The 19,419-nt window shown below is 56.4% G+C and carries 18 protein-coding genes; 16 read left to right on the top strand and 2 right to left on the bottom strand.

Annotated elements, in window-relative coordinates; genetic code table 11:
• The first annotated feature begins 32 nt into the window (after positions 1-32).
• The 4 genes from ftsY to rpoH all read left to right on the top strand — a co-directional run bounded on the left by ftsY (position 33) and on the right by rpoH (position 4,321).
• Positions 33-1,517 (top strand): signal recognition particle-docking protein FtsY, encoded by a 1,485-nt coding sequence (gene ftsY, locus ETA_RS17580; protein ID WP_012442949.1) that lies wholly within the window; start codon positions 33-35, stop codon positions 1,515-1,517.
• A gap of 5 nt (positions 1,518-1,522) precedes the next feature.
• Positions 1,523-2,191: a cell division ATP-binding protein FtsE gene (gene ftsE / locus ETA_RS17575; protein ID WP_012442948.1), complete on the top strand. Its 669-nt coding sequence runs from the start codon at positions 1,523-1,525 to the stop codon at positions 2,189-2,191.
• Positions 2,181-3,173: a permease-like cell division protein FtsX gene (gene ftsX, locus ETA_RS17570; protein WP_042959200.1), complete on the top strand. Its 993-nt coding sequence runs from the start codon at positions 2,181-2,183 to the stop codon at positions 3,171-3,173. The genes ftsE and ftsX overlap by 11 nt, the downstream gene beginning before the upstream one ends.
• Positions 3,174-3,466: 293 nt before the next feature.
• Positions 3,467-4,321 (top strand): RNA polymerase sigma factor RpoH, encoded by an 855-nt coding sequence (gene rpoH / locus ETA_RS17565; RefSeq protein ID WP_012442946.1) that lies wholly within the window; start codon positions 3,467-3,469, stop codon positions 4,319-4,321.
• A 245-nt stretch (positions 4,322-4,566) separates the two neighbouring features.
• Here the strand turns inward: rpoH and panM are convergent, their stop codons facing one another.
• A complete protein-coding gene (gene panM, locus ETA_RS17560) occupies positions 4,567-4,965 on the bottom strand; it encodes an aspartate 1-decarboxylase autocleavage activator PanM (protein ID WP_012442945.1) in 399 nt (132 codons plus the stop codon).
• Positions 4,966-5,457: 492 nt separating this feature from the next.
• Between panM and ETA_RS17555 the strand changes: the two genes are divergently transcribed.
• The 10 genes from ETA_RS17555 to ugpQ all read left to right on the top strand — a co-directional run bounded on the left by ETA_RS17555 (position 5,458) and on the right by ugpQ (position 16,721).
• On the top strand, positions 5,458-6,573 hold the full coding sequence (locus ETA_RS17555; protein WP_012442944.1) for a branched-chain amino acid ABC transporter substrate-binding protein: 1,116 nt from the start codon (positions 5,458-5,460) through the stop codon (positions 6,571-6,573).
• Positions 6,574-6,658: 85 nt separating this feature from the next.
• Entirely contained in the window at positions 6,659-7,585 is a 927-nt protein-coding gene (gene livH / locus ETA_RS17550) for a high-affinity branched-chain amino acid ABC transporter permease LivH (RefSeq protein WP_012442943.1), read from the top strand.
• The gene (locus ETA_RS17545) at positions 7,582-8,856 is read left to right on the top strand and encodes a high-affinity branched-chain amino acid ABC transporter permease LivM (RefSeq protein ID WP_012442942.1); all 1,275 of its coding nucleotides are present in this window, start codon (positions 7,582-7,584) and stop codon (positions 8,854-8,856) included. The genes livH and ETA_RS17545 overlap by 4 nt, the downstream gene beginning before the upstream one ends.
• Complete coding sequence (livG, locus tag ETA_RS17540; protein WP_012442941.1) at positions 8,853-9,620, top strand: high-affinity branched-chain amino acid ABC transporter ATP-binding protein LivG; 768 nt, start codon at positions 8,853-8,855, stop codon at positions 9,618-9,620. The genes ETA_RS17545 and livG overlap by 4 nt, the downstream gene beginning before the upstream one ends.
• Position 9,621: 1 nt before the next feature.
• Positions 9,622-10,335 (top strand): high-affinity branched-chain amino acid ABC transporter ATP-binding protein LivF, encoded by a 714-nt coding sequence (livF, locus tag ETA_RS17535; protein ID WP_042959199.1) that lies wholly within the window; start codon positions 9,622-9,624, stop codon positions 10,333-10,335.
• A gap of 1,443 nt (positions 10,336-11,778) precedes the next feature.
• Positions 11,779-13,095, top strand: coding sequence for a sn-glycerol-3-phosphate ABC transporter substrate-binding protein UgpB (gene ugpB, locus ETA_RS17530; RefSeq protein ID WP_012442937.1), 1,317 nt, complete (start codon positions 11,779-11,781; stop codon positions 13,093-13,095).
• Positions 13,096-13,179: 84 nt separating this feature from the next.
• Positions 13,180-14,067 carry a sn-glycerol-3-phosphate ABC transporter permease UgpA gene (gene ugpA / locus ETA_RS17525; protein WP_012442936.1) on the top strand — a complete coding sequence of 296 codons (888 nt, stop codon included), beginning with the start codon at positions 13,180-13,182 and terminating at the stop codon, positions 14,065-14,067.
• Positions 14,064-14,909, top strand: a complete 846-nt coding sequence (gene ugpE, locus ETA_RS17520) for a sn-glycerol-3-phosphate ABC transporter permease UgpE (protein WP_012442935.1) — start codon at positions 14,064-14,066, stop codon at positions 14,907-14,909. The genes ugpA and ugpE overlap by 4 nt, the downstream gene beginning before the upstream one ends.
• Position 14,910: 1 nt before the next feature.
• Positions 14,911-15,981, top strand: coding sequence for a sn-glycerol-3-phosphate import ATP-binding protein UgpC (locus ETA_RS17515; protein WP_012442934.1), 1,071 nt, complete (start codon positions 14,911-14,913; stop codon positions 15,979-15,981).
• Positions 15,981-16,721, top strand: coding sequence for a glycerophosphodiester phosphodiesterase (ugpQ, locus tag ETA_RS17510; protein ID WP_012442933.1), 741 nt, complete (start codon positions 15,981-15,983; stop codon positions 16,719-16,721). The genes ETA_RS17515 and ugpQ overlap by 1 nt, the downstream gene beginning before the upstream one ends.
• Positions 16,722-16,763: 42 nt before the next feature.
• On the opposite strand, the gene ETA_RS17505 is transcribed toward ugpQ, so the two are convergent.
• On the bottom strand, positions 16,764-17,051 hold the full coding sequence (locus ETA_RS17505) for a DUF2756 domain-containing protein (RefSeq protein WP_042959198.1): 288 nt from the start codon (positions 17,049-17,051) through the stop codon (positions 16,764-16,766).
• Between the two features lie 154 nt (positions 17,052-17,205).
• On the opposite strand from ETA_RS17505, the gene ggt reads away from it, so the two are divergent.
• Complete coding sequence (gene ggt / locus ETA_RS17500; protein ID WP_012442931.1) at positions 17,206-18,966, top strand: gamma-glutamyltransferase; 1,761 nt, start codon at positions 17,206-17,208, stop codon at positions 18,964-18,966.
• 178 nt (positions 18,967-19,144) lie between these two features.
• Positions 19,145-19,375: a ParD-like family protein gene (locus tag ETA_RS17495; protein WP_042959197.1), complete on the top strand. Its 231-nt coding sequence runs from the start codon at positions 19,145-19,147 to the stop codon at positions 19,373-19,375.
• The last annotated feature ends 44 nt before the right edge of the window (positions 19,376-19,419 follow it).

The raw sequence follows: 19,419 nt of genomic DNA, 5'->3' as shown, positions 1-19,419 counted from the left end.
AACGGTTTTCCCGCGAGGAGTGTGGTTGCACCATGGCAAAGAATAAAAAACGTGGCTTTTTTTCCTGGCTTGGCCTGGGGCGTGACGAAAAGACGCAGCAGGAAGAGGTAGAGGTAAAAGAAACGTTAGAACAGCAGCCTTCTGCCGACACGCCAAATGCTGATAATGCGCATGAGGCTGAACGGCCGGTAGACGAGGCCGCAGCGCCAGCCGGTTCCATGCCGGTGACTGAACCTGTGGTGCTGCCAGCGACCGAGGTCGAGGGATCTCCCACGGCGCAGAGCGAAGCAGAAGTAATTGATGAGGCGCAGCTGGAAGCATTAGCGCTGGCTACCGAACCGGTTGATAAGGCGCTGGCGGAAGAAGTCGCGCAAGAGCCGATTGTTGTTGAACCCGAAGCCGTAAGCGACATTCTCGTGCCAGAGCCAGAGCCAGAGCCAGAGCCAGAGCCAGAGCCAGAGCCAGAGCCAGAGCCAGAGCCAGAGCCAGAGCCAGAGCCAGAGCCAGAGCCAGAGCCAGAGCCAGAGCCAGAGCCAGAGCCAGAGCCAGAGCCAGAGCCAGAGCCAGAGCCGGCCACGGAGCAAGAGCGCCCGAGCAAAGAAGGTTTCTTTGCTCGTTTGAAACGCAGCCTGGTCAAAACCCGCACTAACCTCGGTTCCGGGTTTATCAGCCTGTTCCGCGGCAAAAAAATCGACGACGATCTGTTTGAAGAACTGGAAGAACAGCTGCTGATTGCTGATGTTGGGGTGGACACCACTCGCCGTATCATCGGCAACCTGACGACTCAGGCTAGCCGAAAGCAGCTGCGCGATGCTGAAGCGCTTTATGGTCTGCTGAAAACCGACATGGCCGAGATCCTGGCAAAAGTTGAATCGCCGTTAGATGTCAGCGGTAAAACGCCGTTTGTTATTCTGATGGTCGGCGTAAATGGCGTAGGGAAAACCACGACCATCGGTAAGCTGGCGCGTCAGTTCCAGGCCGAAGGCAAATCGGTGATGCTGGCTGCCGGGGATACCTTCCGCGCTGCTGCCGTTGAGCAGCTTCAGGTGTGGGGGGAGCGTAACAATATTCCGGTGGTGGCGCAGCATACCGGTGCCGATTCCGCATCGGTGATTTTTGATGCCATCCAGGCGGCAAAAGCGCGGCATGTTGATGTACTGATCGCCGATACGGCCGGGCGTCTACAGAATAAGTCGCACCTGATGGAAGAGCTGAAAAAAATTACCCGCGTGATGAAGAAGCTGGACGACAGCGCGCCTCATGAGGTGATGCTGACGATTGATGCCAGCACCGGACAGAATGCGATCAGCCAGACTAAACTGTTCCATGAGGCCGTTGGCCTGACCGGGATCACCCTGACCAAGCTGGACGGTACGGCAAAAGGCGGCGTGATCTTCTCGGTAGCGGATCAGTTCACTATTCCTATTCGCTACATTGGCGTTGGCGAAGGCATTGAAGATTTACGCTCGTTTAAGGCTGACGATTTTATAGAGGCACTTTTTGCCCGAGAGGACTAATTAGGATGATTCGCTTTGAAGAAGTCAGTAAGGCTTATCTCGGCGGTCGGCAAGCGTTGCAGGGGGTGGATTTCCATCTGCGTCCAGGCGAAATGGCGTTTCTGACCGGACACTCCGGGGCAGGGAAAAGCACCTTGCTGAAGCTGATCTGTGGCATTGAACGCCCAAGTGCCGGACATATCTGGTTTGGTGGTCATGATATCAGCCGTCTCAAAAGCCGGGAAGTCCCGTTCCTGCGCCGGCAGATTGGCATGATCTTTCAGGATCACCATCTGCTGATGGATCGCTCGGTGTATGACAACGTGGCCATTCCGCTGATTATCGCCGGGGCCAGCGGTGAAGATATCCGCCGCCGCGTTTCTGCGGCGCTGGACAAAGTTGGCCTGCTCGATAAAGCAAAAAGTTTCCCCATTCAGCTTTCTGGCGGTGAGCAGCAGCGCGTTGGCATTGCCCGTGCGGTGGTGAACAAGCCCGCGGTACTGTTGGCGGACGAACCCACGGGTAACCTCGACGAGGCGCTGTCTGAGGACATATTGCGCCTGTTCGAGGAGTTTAACCGCGTTGGCGTCACGGTGCTGATGGCCAGCCATGATATGGGGCTTATTGCCAGCCGCAACTATCGGCAGATGACCCTAAATAAGGGTCGTTTGCACGGAGGTCATCGTGGTGAATAAACGCAATCCTCGCGCTTCAGCGCCAAAAACGGCGAAGCACAAGCAGCCATCAAAAAGCAAAGCGCTTAAGGGCGGCTGGCAGGAACAGTGGCGCTACGCGATGCACGGTTCGCTGTCAGATCTGTGGCGTCAGCCGCTGGCAACGCTGCTCACGGTGATGGTCATTGCCATCTCTCTGACGCTGCCGAGCGTCTGTTTTATGGTGTGGAAGAACGTCAGTCAGGCGGCAGACCAGTGGTATCCCGCACCGCAGCTCACCGTCTACCTGAGTAAAACGCTGGATGACGACGCGGCCGAAAACGTGGTGGCGCAGCTTAAAAAAGAGGATGGGGTCGATAAGGTCAACTACCTGTCGCGTGAAGAGGCGATGGGTGAGTTCCGCAACTGGTCTGGCTTCGGCGGAGCCATGGACATGCTGGAGCAGAACCCGTTGCCGGCCGTGGCGATTATCACGCCGAAGCTAAACTTCCAGAATTCGTCGACGATGGATAACCTGCGTGACCGCGTGTCGAAGGTGCAGGGCATTGATGAAGTGAAGATGGATGACAGCTGGTTTGCCCGGCTGGCGGCGCTCACCGGACTGGTGGGCCAGGTGGCGGCAATGATTGGCATCCTGATGATTGTTGCGGTGTTCCTGGTGATTGGTAACAGCGTGCGCCTGAGCATTTTTGCCCGCCGCGACACCATTAACGTGCAAAAGCTGATCGGTGCAACCGACGGTTTTATCCTGCGCCCGTTTTTATACGGCGGGGCACTGCTCGGTTTTAGCGGGGCATTGCTGTCACTGGTGCTGTCAGGAGCGCTGTTATTCAGGCTGGAGTCGGTGGTAACACAGGTGGCGTCGGTGTTTGGCACTTCTTTTGTGCTACACGGGCTGGCGTGGGATGAAAGCCTGCTGCTGCTGCTGATTTCCGCCATGATTGGCTGGGTTGCAGCCTGGCTGGCGACGGTACAACATTTACGCCGATTTACGCCGCAGTAATCCCTTCACATGTTTTTTGCTATAATCTTCCTCTGCTGCGCGAAGCTGCGGCGCAGAGGAAGGTCAGCCACCGTGGCCTCCCCCGCCGTGCTGCCTATGGGCACGCGTCACGAAAACGGTTTATAAAATATCCACCGATGAAATTGAACTTGTGGATAACTTTAGCGTCTACTGATTAGAAAATGATGAAGTCGTTAGCACAGATTGTGTTTAATTTTACCGTCTGTTCACGTAGTCTTGTGGACGGTTCATGGATTGACGCCGCAATCATGTATAACAAAGAGAGGGTTTGAATGACCAAAGAAATGCAAACTTTAGCTATTGCTCCTTTAGGCAACCTGGATTCTTACATCCGGGCGGCCAATGCCCGGCCTATGCTGACGGCAGAAGAGGAAAAAGCGTTGGCTGAACGGCTGCATTACCAGGGCGATCTGGAAGCAGCTAAAACGCTGATCCTGTCTCACCTGCGCTTTGTCGTTCATGTCGCTCGTAACTACTCCGGTTACGGACTGCCGCAGGCAGATCTGATCCAGGAAGGTAACATCGGCCTGATGAAAGCCGTACGCCGTTTTAACCCGGAAGTGGGCGTGCGACTGGTCTCCTTTGCCGTGCACTGGATCAAAGCCGAGATCCACGAGTACGTGCTGCGCAACTGGCGTATCGTGAAGGTCGCAACCACAAAAGCACAGCGCAAGCTGTTCTTTAACCTGCGTAAAGCCAAGCAGCGTTTAGGCTGGTTTAACCAGGATGAGGTAGAAATGGTGGCGCGTGAGCTGGGCGTCAGCAGTAAAGACGTGCGTGAAATGGAATCGCGCATGGCCGCACAGGATATGACTTTTGACCCCGCGCCGGATGACGAAGGCGAAGGCCGTTCGATGGCGCCAATGCTTTACCTACAGGATAAATCCTCCGACTTTGCTAACGGCATTGAGGAAGATAACTGGGAAGATCACGCCGCTGACAAGCTGAACGATGCAATGCAGGGGCTGGATGAACGCAGCCAGCACATCATTCGCGCTCGCTGGCTGGACGATGACAACAAAACCACGCTTCAAGAGTTGGCCGATCGCTATGGCGTTTCCGCTGAACGTGTACGCCAGCTGGAAAAGAACGCGATGAAAAAACTGCGCGTGGCTATCGAAGCGTAACGCTGCCGTCTGAGCATAAAAACCGCCAGCAAGGGCGGATAATAAGATGCGCACCCACACCCTGTGAGCGATAAGCTGACAGGGTGTTTGTATTTTCAGGGCTTATTGAGCGCGGCATAACTGCCCACGGTGACGCCAGCAGTGTTCAGGCAAGCCAGCATTAATCAGCATCCGTGTTGTAAAATGACCGGGCTATAGTTTTCTCATGCTGCCCGGGGCAGGCATCATGGCATCCTTTTTTCCTTTCATATTTTAGCAGCCAAAACCCACTCATCCGCCCGGCGAACAAATCCGGCGCTTTGCATAAAGGCGCTAATCACCGCAGGGGATGATGACCCAGCAGCGGCAACCGACCAGTGCTCAACCTGTGGATTCTGTGCCTGAATATCTTCCAGCAGGTACAGGCCAACGCCGCGTCTGCGGGTCACCTCGCGCACTTCCAGCTGCGATATTCGTGCCCGTGTATTTGATATCAGCACGATGGCTGCTCCAAGCAGGCGATCGTTAAAACGTGCGGCATACAGCTGATGATGCTCATCCAGCCGGGCAGTCAGCGCATCAATATCGCTTTGCGGCCAGATTTTGCGTATATCGCTACGATCCTGTTCAGATAACTGTTGCAGGCGGATGATAGTCAGTTTCATTGAATAGCCCGATGCTGAGAAAGGCATATTGTAACGAAGTTGACCAGGCTTAAGCGTTTTTGTTTTCTGGACGAAAACGAGGCGATATGCGGAAGGTAATCAGCTTTACCGAGTAAATCTATATTGGTTGCTATTTGTCCAGCATAATACGCTATTTAACCGGCTAAAATACCATCTATTGTGCCAGTGCATTATCCTGACAACTCCGCTCTCTACTGAATATGAAGGTTGATTTACAGCAGAAAATTCCTGTTTAATGACCTGATATTAAACATATATTGACAATAAATGCTGTGAATCGTGCTAAATGACTAAAACATAAAGCGTTATCGCAGATGTAACGGCAAATAATAAATAAACCGCAAGATCCCGCGCCGCAGCAAGGCGGCATGACGTTGATTGAGGAACGCCATGTCCAGAGTGACACAGGATGTCAACGCCGCTGCGGTTTCAGGATCTGAAGGCGCAAACACAACAGGTGGGGAAGTGAAAATGAAAATCTCTAAAGGTCGTGCGTTACTGGCCAGCTGTATGGCGCTGGTCATCAGCCAGGCGGCGCTGGCAAAAGACATCAAAGTGGCGATTGTTGGCGCTATGTCCGGCCCGGTGGCGCAATACGGTGATATGGAGTTCACCGGTGCCAAACAGGCGATTGCGGATATTAATGCCAAAGGCGGCGTGAACGGCAATAAGCTGGTTGGCGTGGAATACGACGATGCCTGCGATCCAAAACAGGCGGTAGCGGTCGCCAACAAGGTGATCAATGACGGTATCCGTTACGTGATCGGCCATCTGTGTTCCTCTTCTACTCAGCCGGCGTCAGACATCTATGAAGATGAAGGCGTGCTGATGATTACGCCAGCCGCGACCGCGCCGGATCTCACGACCCGTGGCTATAAACTGATTATGCGCACCACCGGTCTGGATTCTGACCAGGGCCCAACCGCGGCCAAATATATTCTTAGCGAAGTTAAGCCGCAGCGTATTGCCGTGGTTCATGACAAGCAGCAGTACGGTGAAGGCCTGGCGCGTTCGGTGCAGGACAGCCTGAAGAAGTCAGGCGGCAACGTGGTGCTGTTTGAAGGTGTCACCGCCGGTGATAAAGACTTCTCAACGCTGGTGGCACGTCTGAAGAAAGAGAACGTCGATTTTGTTTACTTTGGCGGTTACTACCCGGAAATGGGGCAGATCCTGCGTCAGGCGCGGGCTGCCGGTCTGAAAACCCAGTTTATGGGCCCGGAAGGCGTGGGTAACTCCTCTCTGTCCAATATTGCGGGAGCGGCTTCGGAAGGCATGCTGGTGACGCTGCCAAAACGCTATGATCAGGTTCCGGCTAACCAGGCCATCGTCGATGCGCTGAAGGCGAAGAAGCAGAACCCAACCGGCCCGTTTGTCTGGACGACCTACGCAGCGTTGCAGTCCCTGACGGCTGGAATGGAGCGCAGTAAAAGCGAAGAGCCAGCAGATATCGCGAAGAACCTGAAGGAAGGCGCAACGGTGCCGACCGTCATGGGCGACCTGAGCTGGAACGAGAAGGGCGATCTGAAAGGCTTCGAGTTTGGCGTCTTCAAATGGCACGCGGACGGCTCTTCAGACGCCGTTAAGTAAGCCGGGTTATTCTGGCAATAACGCCCGGCGAACCGTGCCGGGCGTTTTTGTTACCCCCGATCGGGGACAGGTAAGGGTTGATAGTATGTCCGAGCAGTTTCTCTACTTTCTGCAGCAAATGTTCAACGGCGTCACGTTGGGCAGCACCTATGCGCTGATCGCCATTGGATACACGATGGTGTACGGCATCATCGGCATGATCAATTTCGCCCACGGCGAAGTGTATATGATCGGCAGCTACGTTTCGTTTATCGTCATCGCCGCGCTGATGATGATGGGCATCGATACCAGCTGGCTGCTGATCAGCTGCGGCTTCGTCGTCGCGGTGGTGATTGCGTCCTGCTACGGCTGGAGCATTGAGCGCGTGGCGTACAGGCCGGTACGATCCTCCAAGCGTCTGATCGCCCTGATCTCGGCGATCGGCATGTCGATCTTCCTGCAAAATTACGTCAGCCTGACGCAGGGCTCGCGCGACCTGGCGTTGCCGAGCCTGGTGACCGGGCAGTGGACGCTGGGCGTCAGTAACGGCTTCGCCGCGACTATCTCCACCATGCAGATGGTGATTTGGGGCGTCACCTTCCTTGCCATGCTGGCTTTAACGCTGTTTATCCGCTATTCACGGATGGGTCGCGCCTGTCGCGCCTGCGCTGAGGACCTGAAAATGGCCAGCCTGCTGGGGATCAACACCGACCGCGTGATCTCACTGACCTTTGTTATCGGCGCGGCGATGGCGGCGGTGGCTGGCGTGCTGCTGGGCCAGTTCTACGGGGTGATCAACCCGTATATCGGTTTTTTGGCCGGGATGAAGGCCTTTACCGCCGCGGTACTTGGCGGCATCGGCAGTATTCCCGGCGCGATGCTGGGCGGGCTGATCCTCGGTATTGCGGAAGCGCTCACCTCCGCCTATCTCAGTACCGAATACAAAGACGTGGTGTCATTTGCGCTGCTGATTGTGGTGCTGCTGGTGATGCCAACCGGTATCCTCGGGCGTCCGGAGGTTGAGAAAGTATGAAGAAGCTCAATCTGCTTAATGCCGTCGCATCAGCACTGATGCTGCTGGTGCTGGCAGCGTTCTTTATGGGGCTGCGCCTCAACCTCGACGGCACGCATTTGGTGGTGAATAACGCCGGAGAGGTACGCTGGAACTGGATCGCCGTGGGCTGCGGCGTGGTGTTCCTGTTCCAGCTGCTGCGCCCGCTTTTGCATAGCGGTCTGAAAAAAGTGTCCGGCCCGGCGCTGATGCTGCCGGGTATTGATGGTTCAACGGTTAAGCAGAAGCTGCTGCTGCTGGCGCTGATCGTTGCCGCCGCGCTGTGGCCGTTTCTGGTCTCACGCGGCACGGTGGACATTGCCACCCTGACGCTGATTTACGTCATGCTGGGGCTGGGACTGAATGTGGTGGTCGGCCTCTCCGGGCTGCTGGTGCTCGGCTACGGCGGCTTCTATGCCATCGGCGCTTACACCTTCGCGCTGTTAAATCACTACTACGGCCTGGGGTTCTGGCAGTGCCTGCCGCTGGCGGGGCTGGTCGCGGCGGCCTTTGGCCTGCTGCTCGGCTTCCCGGTGCTGCGTCTGCGCGGTGACTACCTGGCGATTGTGACGCTTGGCTTCGGTGAAATTGTGCGCATTTTGCTGCTCAACAATACCGAAATAACCGGTGGGCCAAACGGCATCAGCCAGATCCCCAAACCGACCTTCTTTGGGCTGGAATTCAACCGCAGCGTGCGCGACGGCGGCTGGGATACCTTCCATCACTTCTTTGGCCTGCAGTACGATCCGGGCGACAGGATTATCTTCCTGTATCTGGTGGCGCTGCTGCTGGTGGTCATCACCCTGTTTGTGATCAACCGACTGCTGCGTATGCCGCTGGGCCGCGCCTGGGAAGCGCTGCGCGAGGATGAGATCGCCTGCCGCTCGCTGGGCCTTAGCCCAACGCGGATTAAACTGACCGCCTTCACCATCAGCGCCGCCTTTGCCGGTTTCGCCGGTAGCCTGTTTGCCGCGCGCCAGGGCTTTGTCAGTCCCGAGTCCTTCACCTTTGCCGAATCGGCTTTCGTGCTGGCGATCGTGGTGCTGGGCGGGATGGGGTCGCAGTTTGCCGTGATCCTCGCCGCCGTGCTGCTGGTGGTATCACGCGAGCTGATGCGTGATCTTAATGAATACAGCATGCTGGTACTCGGCGGCCTGATGGTACTGATGATGATCTGGCGTCCGCAGGGGCTGCTGCCGATGAAACGTCCGCACCTCAAGTTGAAGCAGGCGCAGCAGGGAGAACAGCCATGAGCCAGCCTTTGTTAGCCGTTGAGGGCCTGAAGATGCGCTTTGGCGGTCTGCTGGCGGTAAATAACGTCGAACTGGCGCTGTATCCGCAGGAGATCGTTTCGCTGATTGGCCCGAACGGTGCCGGAAAAACCACGGTGTTTAACTGCCTGACCGGGTTCTATCGCCCAACGGGCGGCTCGATCAGGCTGGGTGACCAGCAGCTGGCGGGCCTGCCGGGGCAGAAGATTGCCCGCATGGGTATCGTGCGGACCTTCCAGCATGTACGCCTGTTTCGTGAAATGACGGTGATTGAAAACCTGCTGGTGGCCCAGCATCAGCATCTGAAAAGCGGCGTGTTTTCCGGCCTGCTGAAAACCCCGGGCTTCCGCCATGCGGAAAACGATGCGCTGGATCGCGCGGCCAGCTGGCTGGAGCGCGTTGGGCTGCTGGGGCTGGCTAACCGCCAGGCCGGTAACCTCGCCTACGGGCAGCAGCGCCGTCTGGAGATCGCCCGTTGCATGGTGACCCGCCCACAAATCCTGATGCTGGATGAACCGGCGGCGGGGCTCAACCCGAAAGAGACCCACGAGCTGGACGAGCTGATCGCCGAGCTGCGCCAGCAACACAAGGTATCGATACTGTTGATTGAACACGATATGAAACTGGTCATGGGCATTTCCGATCGCATCTATGTGGTGAATCAGGGCACGCCGCTGGCCAACGGTACGCCGGAAGAGATCCGCCAGAACCCGGATGTGATCCGCGCTTATCTTGGGGAGGCATAACGTGAGCGACGCAATGTTATCGCTGAATAACGTCAGCACGCACTATGGCAAAATCCAGGCGCTGCATAACGTCAACCTGCATATCAATCAGGGCGAAATCGTCACCCTGATTGGCGCTAACGGGGCGGGTAAAACCACCATTCTTGGCACCCTGTGCGGTGAGCCGCGCGCCTCGCAGGGGTCGATTACCTTTGATGGTAAGGACATTACCGACTGGCAGACGGCGCGCATTATGCGCGAGGCGATTGCCATTGTGCCGGAGGGCCGCCGCGTCTTTGCGCGTATGACGGTGGAAGAGAACCTGGCGATGGGCGGTTTTTTTGCCGAACGCCAGCAGTACCAGCAGCGCATCCGGCGCGTCTATGAGCTGTTTCCCCGTCTGTACGAGCGGCGGGTACAGCGCGCTGGCACCATGTCCGGCGGCGAGCAGCAGATGCTGGCAATCGGCCGGGCGCTGATGAGTCAGCCGCGCCTGCTGCTGCTGGATGAACCCTCGCTCGGGCTGGCACCGATTATCATCCAGCAGATTTTCGACACCATCGAACAGCTGCGTCAGGAAGGCATGACCATTTTCCTGGTGGAGCAGAATGCTAACCAGGCGCTGAAGCTGGCCGACCGGGGCTATGTGCTGGAAAACGGCCACGTGGTGCTGGAAGACAGCGGCGCGGCGCTGTTAGCCAATGAGGCGGTGCGAAACGCCTATCTGGGGGGGTGATCGGGCGGGGTTTGCGCTCGCGATCTCGCTAAGGGAAGGGGGTGGGTAATCTGGCCCCCTGACTTCATACCGTGGCTCCGATCAAACAGAGGCTGAAGTCACCGCCGCCGCACGCTCTACGCAAAAAAACGGGAAATGCCGTATTTTTGCCAGATCCCATCATTAGTAGAAATCCGCCCCTGTTACGTATTCGCTCATCAGATAATGAGAGAGCAGGCACCATGATGCGCATGAACCGATGAATTTTTTTAAAAGATGGCTGGGTTGGCAGCTACGATACCTTGCCAGCGCTATCATTTGTGCTCTGCTTATTATTGGTTTCGCTGCATCAGGCGGCATGTTCTGGCCTAACTATGCATGGGGCGCGACGGTACTCTTTACGGTGCTAATAATATGGGTTGTTTCTCGCTGGAAGTAGCCGGTTTACCGAAAAAATATGTCGCGAGGGAGAATATTACAGTAAGAAATCAGGGCAAGGGAGACCGTATTGCCATTACGCTAATATGTAACGTCATTACTGATTAAATTCAGAAGGCTGTGCAGAATATATTAAAATGCCCGTTTCTGCTGGGAATAAAAAAAGCCGTCCCGAAGGACGGCTACAAACATAGAGTTTATTTACCTGGTGGTAACCGTCACAGTGATGTGATTGCCTGTGAAGATGTTCATCGAAGGTGTTTCGCCACCACTAACGTTAGCCAGGACGAAGATCAAAGTTATATAGACAAATTTCTTCATTTTTCAGCTCCTGTCAGGGAGCTACGGGGAATTAAGTCAGGATAGGAGCTTTCTTTTACTCACCGGCTAGTGCGCTTTGTCAAGTTACCAGCCTTTCGTAGCAGGGTTGAAGTTGGCACCCCTGAATCCCATCCCAGACTTCCAGATCTGCGGGAATACCATCGAACCTGTATTTAAAATAATTTACTGCTTCCATTAAATTACAGGAAAAAGCTGTATTCATTCACTATTTTCAGCCTGCTACAGGCCGTTCGGCAATTGACGACGTTATTATATCCACCCTGGTGAAGCTCAACAATAGTCGATACAGCGGATGTAAAGTGAAACACTATACATCCGCTGTATAAGGGGCTAAAATACTCGAGTCAAGTTACCAGTCTATATGGTACGCGGCTGAGGTGACCCGATCTCATACCGCACAAAAGAACCGCCTTCCAGGGCGGTTTTTTTGTGCCTGCAACGCGTTGCTTTCAGCGCATCTCACCCCCCCGCTTTTAGAACAGGGCTGCGAGCTGTGTAAAAGAAAGGCGAACGTTGCGCTATGAAGCGCTAACCATCGGGTGAAAAATCGAGTTCGGTCAGTGTTGATCGTCACTCCCCGGTCATAAAAGCGTTATTTTTCTGTCATTTTTCCATGTCATGTTACCTGCAAATTACAGCAATGCGCGTCTTCGCGCCTTATAACACCGGGTACAGGAAACCGACATGTCATCATTCTCATTCCGTCACAACGCACTTAGCGTGATACTTGGACTGGCTTTCAGCACCAGCGCGCTGGCTGCCACCGATATCCCCTTCTGGCACTCAATGGAGGGTGAACTGGGGGTAGAGGTTAACGCGCTGGCGACCCGCTTCAATGAAACGCACCCTGATTACCGCATCGTTCCTACCTATAAAGGCAATTACGAGCAGAGCCTGGCCGCCGGCATTGCGGCGGTGCGTACGGGAAAAGCTCCGGCTATCCTGCAAGTCTATGAGGTTGGCACGGCAACCATGATGGCATCGAAAGCTATCGTGCCGGTGTACGAAGTGTTCAAAAACGCCGGCATCCCCCTAGATACCAAACAGTTTGTACCGGCGGTGGCGGGTTATTACAGCGACGCCAGCGGGCAGCTGATCTCACAGCCGTTTAACAGCTCCACCCCGGTGCTGTACTACAACAAAGACGCGTTTAAAAAAGCCGGCCTGGATCCGGAACAGCCGCCTAAAACCTGGCAGCAGCTGGAGAAAGACACCGCCGCGCTGCGTAAAGCCGGTATGTCCTGCGGCTACGCCAGCGGCTGGCAGGGCTGGATCCAGATTGAGAACTTCAGCGCCTGGCATGGTCAGCCGGTAGCGACGAAAAATAACGGTTTCGACGGCAGCGATGCGCGGCTGGAATTCAACAAGCCGCTCCAGGTCAGCCATATCGCGCTGCTTGAAGCGATGAATAAGAAGGGCGATTTTACCTATTTCGGACGCAAAGATGAGCCCACCGCCAAGTTTTATAACGGCGACTGTGGCATCACCACCGCATCTTCCGGCTCGCTGGCGGATATCCGCAAATATGCCAAATTCAACTTCGGCGTTGGCATGATGCCTTACGATGACAGCGCGGCAAACGCGCCGCAGAATGCCATCATCGGCGGGGCCAGCCTGTGGGCGATGAAGGGCAAAGATGCCGCAACCTATAAAGGCGTTGCCGAATTTATGCAGTTCCTTGCGCAGCCTGAGATTGCCGCCGAATGGCACCAGAAAACCGGCTATCTGCCGATCACCACCGCCGCTTATGATCTGACCAAACGCCAGGGGTTTTATCAGCAGCATCCGGGCGCGGATATCGCCACCCGCCAGATGCTGAACAAAGATCCGCTGCCTTATACCAAAGGGATGCGTCTGGGCAATATGCCGCAGATCCGCACCATCGTGGATGAAGAGCTGGAAGGGGTGTGGACAGGAAAACAGGCTCCGCAGGCGGCGCTGGATAACGCCGTCAGGCGCGGTAATGAGCTGCTGGCACGCTTTGAGCAGCAGAGCAAATAACCACTCGTCGCGCTTCACCTATCCGTCCGCCAGTGGCGATCCTCTTCGAGGTCGCCACTGCGACTTTGATACGAGAGTACTTTGATGTCCCAACCCCGTCCCGTTTTCCGTAGCGGCGTGCTGCCTTATCTGCTGGTGCTGCCGCAGCTGCTGATCACCGCCATCTTCTTTATCTGGCCCGCTGGCGAAGCCCTGTGGTATTCGCTGCAAAGCATCGATCCGTTCGGCATCTCCAGCACGTTCGTCGGTCTGGATAACTTCACACGGCTGTTCGCCGACGACTACTACCTCGACTCGTTCTGGACCACGCTGAAATTCAGCGCGCTGGTCACGCTGTGCGGCATGAGCTTCTCACTGCTGCTGGCGGCGCTGGTCGACTACGTTGTGCGCCTGAAAAAAACCTATCAGACGCTGCTGCTGCTGCCCTATGCGGTGGCACCGGTGGTGGCCGCGGTCTTGTGGATGTTTCTGTTTAACCCCGGACTGGGCCTGTTCAGCCATTTGCTGAACGGCATCGGCTACCGCTGGAACTATGCGCAAAACAGCGGACAGGCGATGTTTCTGATCGTGCTGGCCTCCATCTGGCAGCAAATGAGCTATAACTTCCTGTTTTTCTTTGCCGCTCTCCAGTCGATCCCCAAATCCCTGACGGAAGCGGCAGCGATTGACGGAGCCGGCCCGGTGCGCCGCTTCTTCAGCCTGTCGCTGCCGCTCATTACCCCGGTCAGTTTCTTTCTGCTGGTGGTTAACCTGGTGTACGCCTTCTTCGACACCTTCCCGGTGATTGATGCCATTACCGGCGGCGGCCCGGTACAGGCGACCACCACGCTAATTTATAAAATCTATCGTGAGGGCTTTGCCGGACTCGATCTGTCGTCATCGGCGGCGCAGTCGGTGGTGCTGATGCTGCTGGTTATCGGGCTTACGGTTGTTCAGTTCCGCTTTGTTGAGCGTAAGGTGCGTTACCAATGATTGAAAATCGACGCGGGCTGGATATCTTCAGTCATGCCCTGCTGGTGCTGGCCATTCTGGCCATTCTGTTTCCGCTCTACGTGGCGTTTGTTGCCGCCACGTTGGATAACCAGGCGGTTTACCAGGTGCCGATGACGCTGATCCCCGGCGCGCATTTATGGGAAAACGTCAGCCGTATCTGGCAGCACGGCGTTAACGGCAGCGGCCCGGCATTTAGCGTGCTGATGCTCAACAGCCTGGTGATGGCGTTCTGCATTACGCTGGGGAAAATCAGCGTTTCCATCCTGTCGGCGTTCGCGCTGGTATGGTTCCGTTTTCCGCTGCGCAATCTGTTTTTCTGGATGATCTTTATCACTCTGATGCTGCCGGTGGAGGTACGCATTTTTCCAACGGTGCAGGTGATTGCCGACCTGAACATGCTCGACAGCTACAGCGGATTAACCCTGCCGCTGATGGCCTCAGCCACCGCCACCTTCCTGTTCCGTCAATTCTTTATGTCGCTGCCGGATGAGCTGATGGAGGCCGCACGGATCGACGGGGCCGGCCCGCTACGTTTCTTCCGCGACGTGGTGTTGCCGCTGTCGAAAACCAACCTGGCGGCGCTGTTCGTGATCACCTTTATCTACGGCTGGAACCAGTACCTGTGGCCGTTACTCATTGTTAACGATGCCTCCCTCGGTACGGCGGTGGCGGGGATCAAAAGCATGATCTCCAGCAGCGGTTCGCCCACCCAGTGGAACGAAGTGATGGCGGCGATGCTGTTAACGCTGATCCCGCCGGTAGTGATTGTTTTTGTCATGCAGCGCGCCTTTGTGCGCGGTCTGGTTGAGAGTGAGAAATAAAATGGCAGGTCTGAGGCTTCAGGCAGTAACCAAATCCTGGGACGGTAGAACCCAGGTCATCCAGCCGCTGGACGTGACGATCCACGACGGCGAGTTTATGGTGATAGTCGGCCCGTCCGGCTGCGGTAAATCAACCCTGCTGCGCATGGTTGCCGGGCTTGAGCGGGTGAGCAGCGGTGATATCTGGATCGACACGCGGCGCGTGACGGAAGAAGAGCCAAAGGATCGCGGTATCGCGATGGTGTTTCAGAACTATGCGCTTTACCCGCATATGAGCGTGGAGGAAAACATGGCCTGGGGCCTGAAAATCCGCGGCATGGGTAAAGAGCAGATCCGCCAGCGCGTGCTGGAAGCCGCCCGCAGCCTGGAGCTGGAGGCGCTGTTGCAGCGCCGCCCGCGTGAACTCTCCGGCGGCCAGCGGCAGCGCGTGGCGATGGGGCGTGCCATCGTGCGCGAACCGGCGGTGTTCCTGTTTGATGAACCGTTGTCCAACCTCGATGCGCGTCTGCGCGTGCAGATGCGTCTGGAGCTACAGCAGCTGCACCGTCGCCTGAACACCACCAGCCTGTATGTCACGCACGACCAGGTCGAGGCGATGACGCTGGCGCAGCGGGTGATGGTGATGAATAAGGGCGTGCTGGAGCAGCTCGGCACCCCGATCGACATCTATGAGCGCCCGGCCACGCGCTTTGTCGCCAGCTTTATCGGTGCGCCGGCCATGAACCTGCTGGACGGCCAGGTTAGCCGCGACGGTTCAGGCTTTACCCTTAGCGACAGCACGGCGCTGTCGCTGGATGACGCTAAGGCACACTGGGCCGATCGCCGGTTGACGTTAGGGATCCGCCCGGAGCATATTGAACTATCCTCAAAGCAGGACGGCGGCATTCCGCTGGTGGTGGATACGCTGGAAATGCTGGGGGCGGATAATCTCGTCCACGGCCGACTGGGTGGCAACAGGCTGGTGGTTCGCCTGCCGCACTCGCTGCGTCCGCCGATGGGCAGCACCCTGTGGCTGCATCTGCCGCCGCGATCGCTGCACTTTTTTGATGAAAACCAACAACGGATAGAATAATGACTGTGAGCTGGCCGTACCCACCGATTGTTGCCCATCGCGGCGGCGGCAAACTGGCACCTGAAAATACCCTGGCCGCCATCGATGTTGGTGCGCAGCTGGGGCACAGGATGATTGAGTTTGATGCCAAGCTGTCGCAGGACGGTGAAATCTTCCTGCTGCACGATGATACTTTGGATCGTACCAGCAACGGCTGGGGCATCGCGGGGCAACTGCCGTGGGACAAGCTGATACAGCTGGATGCCGGCAGCTGGTTTGGCAGTGCTTTCAGCGACGAGCGCCTGCCGCTGCTGGCCGAGGTGGCGGCCCGCTGTCGTCAGCATCGGCTGATGGCCAATATCGAAATCAAACCCACCAGCGGCCTGGACAGCGAAACCGGGCGTGCGGTGGCGGTAGCCGCACGGGTGATGTGGCAGGGGCAGGTGGCTCCGCTGCTGTCATCCTTCTCTTTTCAGGCGCTGGAAGCTGCACGCGAGGCGGCCCCCGAACTGCCGCGTGGACTGCTGCTGGATCAATGGGAAGCGCATTGGCAGGAGATGACCACGGCGTTAGAGTGTACTTCGATCCATCTTAATCACCGGCTGCTGGACGCAGAGCGCGTTTCCCTGTTGAAGGGGGCGGGCTTGCGCATCCTGGTCTACACGGTGAACAGTCCCGCGCGCGCGCGCGAGCTGCTGCACTGGGGCGTTGACGCGATCTGCACCGATCGTATTGATGTGATAGGGCCGGACTTCCATTAAGTCAGCGGGCGGATCGAACTGCCGATCCGCCGCCGCCGTGAATTAATATGCGGGCGCTTTCGGTTGCTGATTAGGCTGCGAGTTCAGCGTGCGCTGTGTGGCGCTGTCGCGCTGTTCCTGAATCTTACGTTGCAGGTCCTGCTGCTGGCGCTGCTGATCCTGTTGCAGCTTCAGCTTCTCTCGCGATTGCTGATCCTGCATCTGTTGCTGTAGCCGCTGCGTGCTGGGGTTGTACCCCCGCTGCTGCGGATTATTGGCGTTATTCAACATGTTGGCCATCCCGCTTAGTGGCAGTATGGCGGCAAAAACGACGAGCCATTGCGTTTTCATTTTAACTCCTCCGCGTTACTCATTCAGTTTAATGCACCCTGTTACTTCCTGGCTCCAGGAGCGCTCCCAATTCACGTTATTGTTCGCTTTTTATCCTTTTTTATGCTTATTTATCAATGGCAAGCACAATGTAAATAAATATAAAGGATACAAAATGACGATACAAAGTTCATTAAAGCGCCTTTCAGGGGGGCTGTTAATCAGTCTGTTGGTAAGCCAGGGGGCGCTGGCTACGACTGCGGCAGCGCCTGCTGCCGCGCCGGTTTCCTATGGCGTCGGCACGGACACCTTCCATCCCGTCAGGGCGCAGCACGGCATGGTGGCTTCCGTCGATGCTACCGCCACCGCCGTTGGCGTGAAAATTCTTCAGCAGGGTGGGAACGCGGTTGATGCCGCCGTGGCCGTTGGCTATGCGCTGGCCGTGACGCATCCGCAGGCGGGTAATCTTGGTGGCGGCGGCTTTATGCTGCTGCGCACCGCCTCCGGCCATACCACGTCAATCGACTTCCGTGAGATGGCCCCGGTGCGCGCCAGCCGTAATATGTTCCTGGATGCGGCGGGTAACGCGGACAGCAAAAAATCACTGACGTCACCGCTGGCCTCCGGCGTGCCCGGTACGGTGGCCGGGTTTGCCCTGGCGAATAAAGAATACGGCACGCTGCCGCTCAGTCAGCTGATCAAACCGGCGCTGGATCTGGCGCGTAACGGGATTGTGGTCAATGATTCACTGGCCGACGATCTCACTGTTTATGGTAAAGAGGTGCTGTCAGGCCATGCTAACAGTAGGGCTATCTTCTTTAAGGCCGACGGCACGCCGTATCGCCAGGGTGAAAAGCTGGTGCAGCGCAACCTGGCCCACAGCCTGGAACTGATTTCCCGCCAGGGGCCGGACGCTTTCTACAAGGGCAAAATTGCCGATGAGATCGCCGGTGAAATGGAACAGCACGGCGGGCTGATCGCTAAATCTGACCTGGCGAACTATCGGGCGATAGAGCGTAAGCCGGTCGGCGGCACCTATCGCGGTTATCAGGTGTTCTCTATGCCGCCGCCGTCCTCTGGCGGTGTACACATTGTGCAGATCCTCAATATTCTGGAAAACTTTGACCTGGCCAAAATGGGCTTTGGCAGCGCGGATGCGATGCAGGTGATGGCGGAGGCGGAAAAATACGCCTATGCCGACCGCTCGCAATATCTCGGTGACCCCGATTTCGTCAAGGTGCCGCTACAGGCGCTGACCAGCAAAGCCTATGCTAAATCGCTGGCGCAGCAAATCGACGTGGCCAAAGCGCGCCCTTCCTCTGAGATCAAACCGGGTAAACTGGCACCGTATGAAAGCGATCAGACCACGCATTTCTCAGTGGTGGATAAAGACGGCAACGCGGTGGCGGTGACCTATACGCTGAACACCAATTTCGGTAGCGGCATCGTCGCCGGTAACAGCGGTATTTTGCTGAACAACGAAATGGATGATTTCTCGGCCAAGCCGGGAACGCCGAACGTCTATGGCTTGGTGGGTGGGGAAGCCAATGCGGTGCAGCCGTATAAACGCCCGCTCTCCTCGATGTCGCCGACCATTGTGGTCAAAGACGGCAAGACCTGGCTGGTGACCGGCAGCCCTGGCGGGAGCCGTATTATTACCACCGTGTTGCAGCTGGTGGTTAACAGCATCGATTTTGGTATGAACGTTGCCGAAGCCACCAACGCGCCGCGTTTCCACCACCAGTGGCTGCCGGATCAGCTGCGGGTAGAAAAGGGCTTCAGCCCGGATACGTTAAAACTGCTGACGGAAAAGGGGCAAAATGTGAAGGTGATGTCGACGATGGGCAGCAGCCAGAGCATCATGCTGGCGCCGAACGGTATGCGTTACGGCGCGTCCGATCCGCGCAGCATTGATGATTTAACCGCAGGATATTGAATCGTCTTATCGGTGAGCTTTGGCGGGGAAGAATCAATGCTCAATAGCTTGAGGGAACATATCACCGCCTGACTCCTTGTATTGCGTTGTGCGATATATTGTCGCACAACGCACGGGAGCTATTCGCAGCATATACGCTGCAATGGCATGTATTAAAGCCACCCCTGGAGATAACATCATGGCCATTAGCATTCGTTTAGACGATGATTTCGTTGAGAATGTAAGGATTCATGCTGATGCTGAAAGCCGCAGTGTTCCCAGGCAGATTGAGCACTGGGCAAAAATTGGCAGGATTGCGGAAGAGAATCCCGATCTGCCATACAGTTTTATCCGCGAAACCCTGCTGGCTCAAAGTGAAGTCGGCAAAAATAAGGTCACGCGTTATGTTCGAAGGACCACTGGCAAGTGATATCAATGTTTACCAGGGCCGCCGTTTCGAAAAGGCGCTCGATA

It is taken from the genome of Erwinia tasmaniensis Et1/99 (assembly GCF_000026185.1).
Classification (GTDB): domain Bacteria; phylum Pseudomonadota; class Gammaproteobacteria; order Enterobacterales; family Enterobacteriaceae; genus Erwinia; species Erwinia tasmaniensis.
Note: the sequence above shows the minus strand (reverse complement) of the source record. Positions and strands in the feature narration are given on the sequence as shown.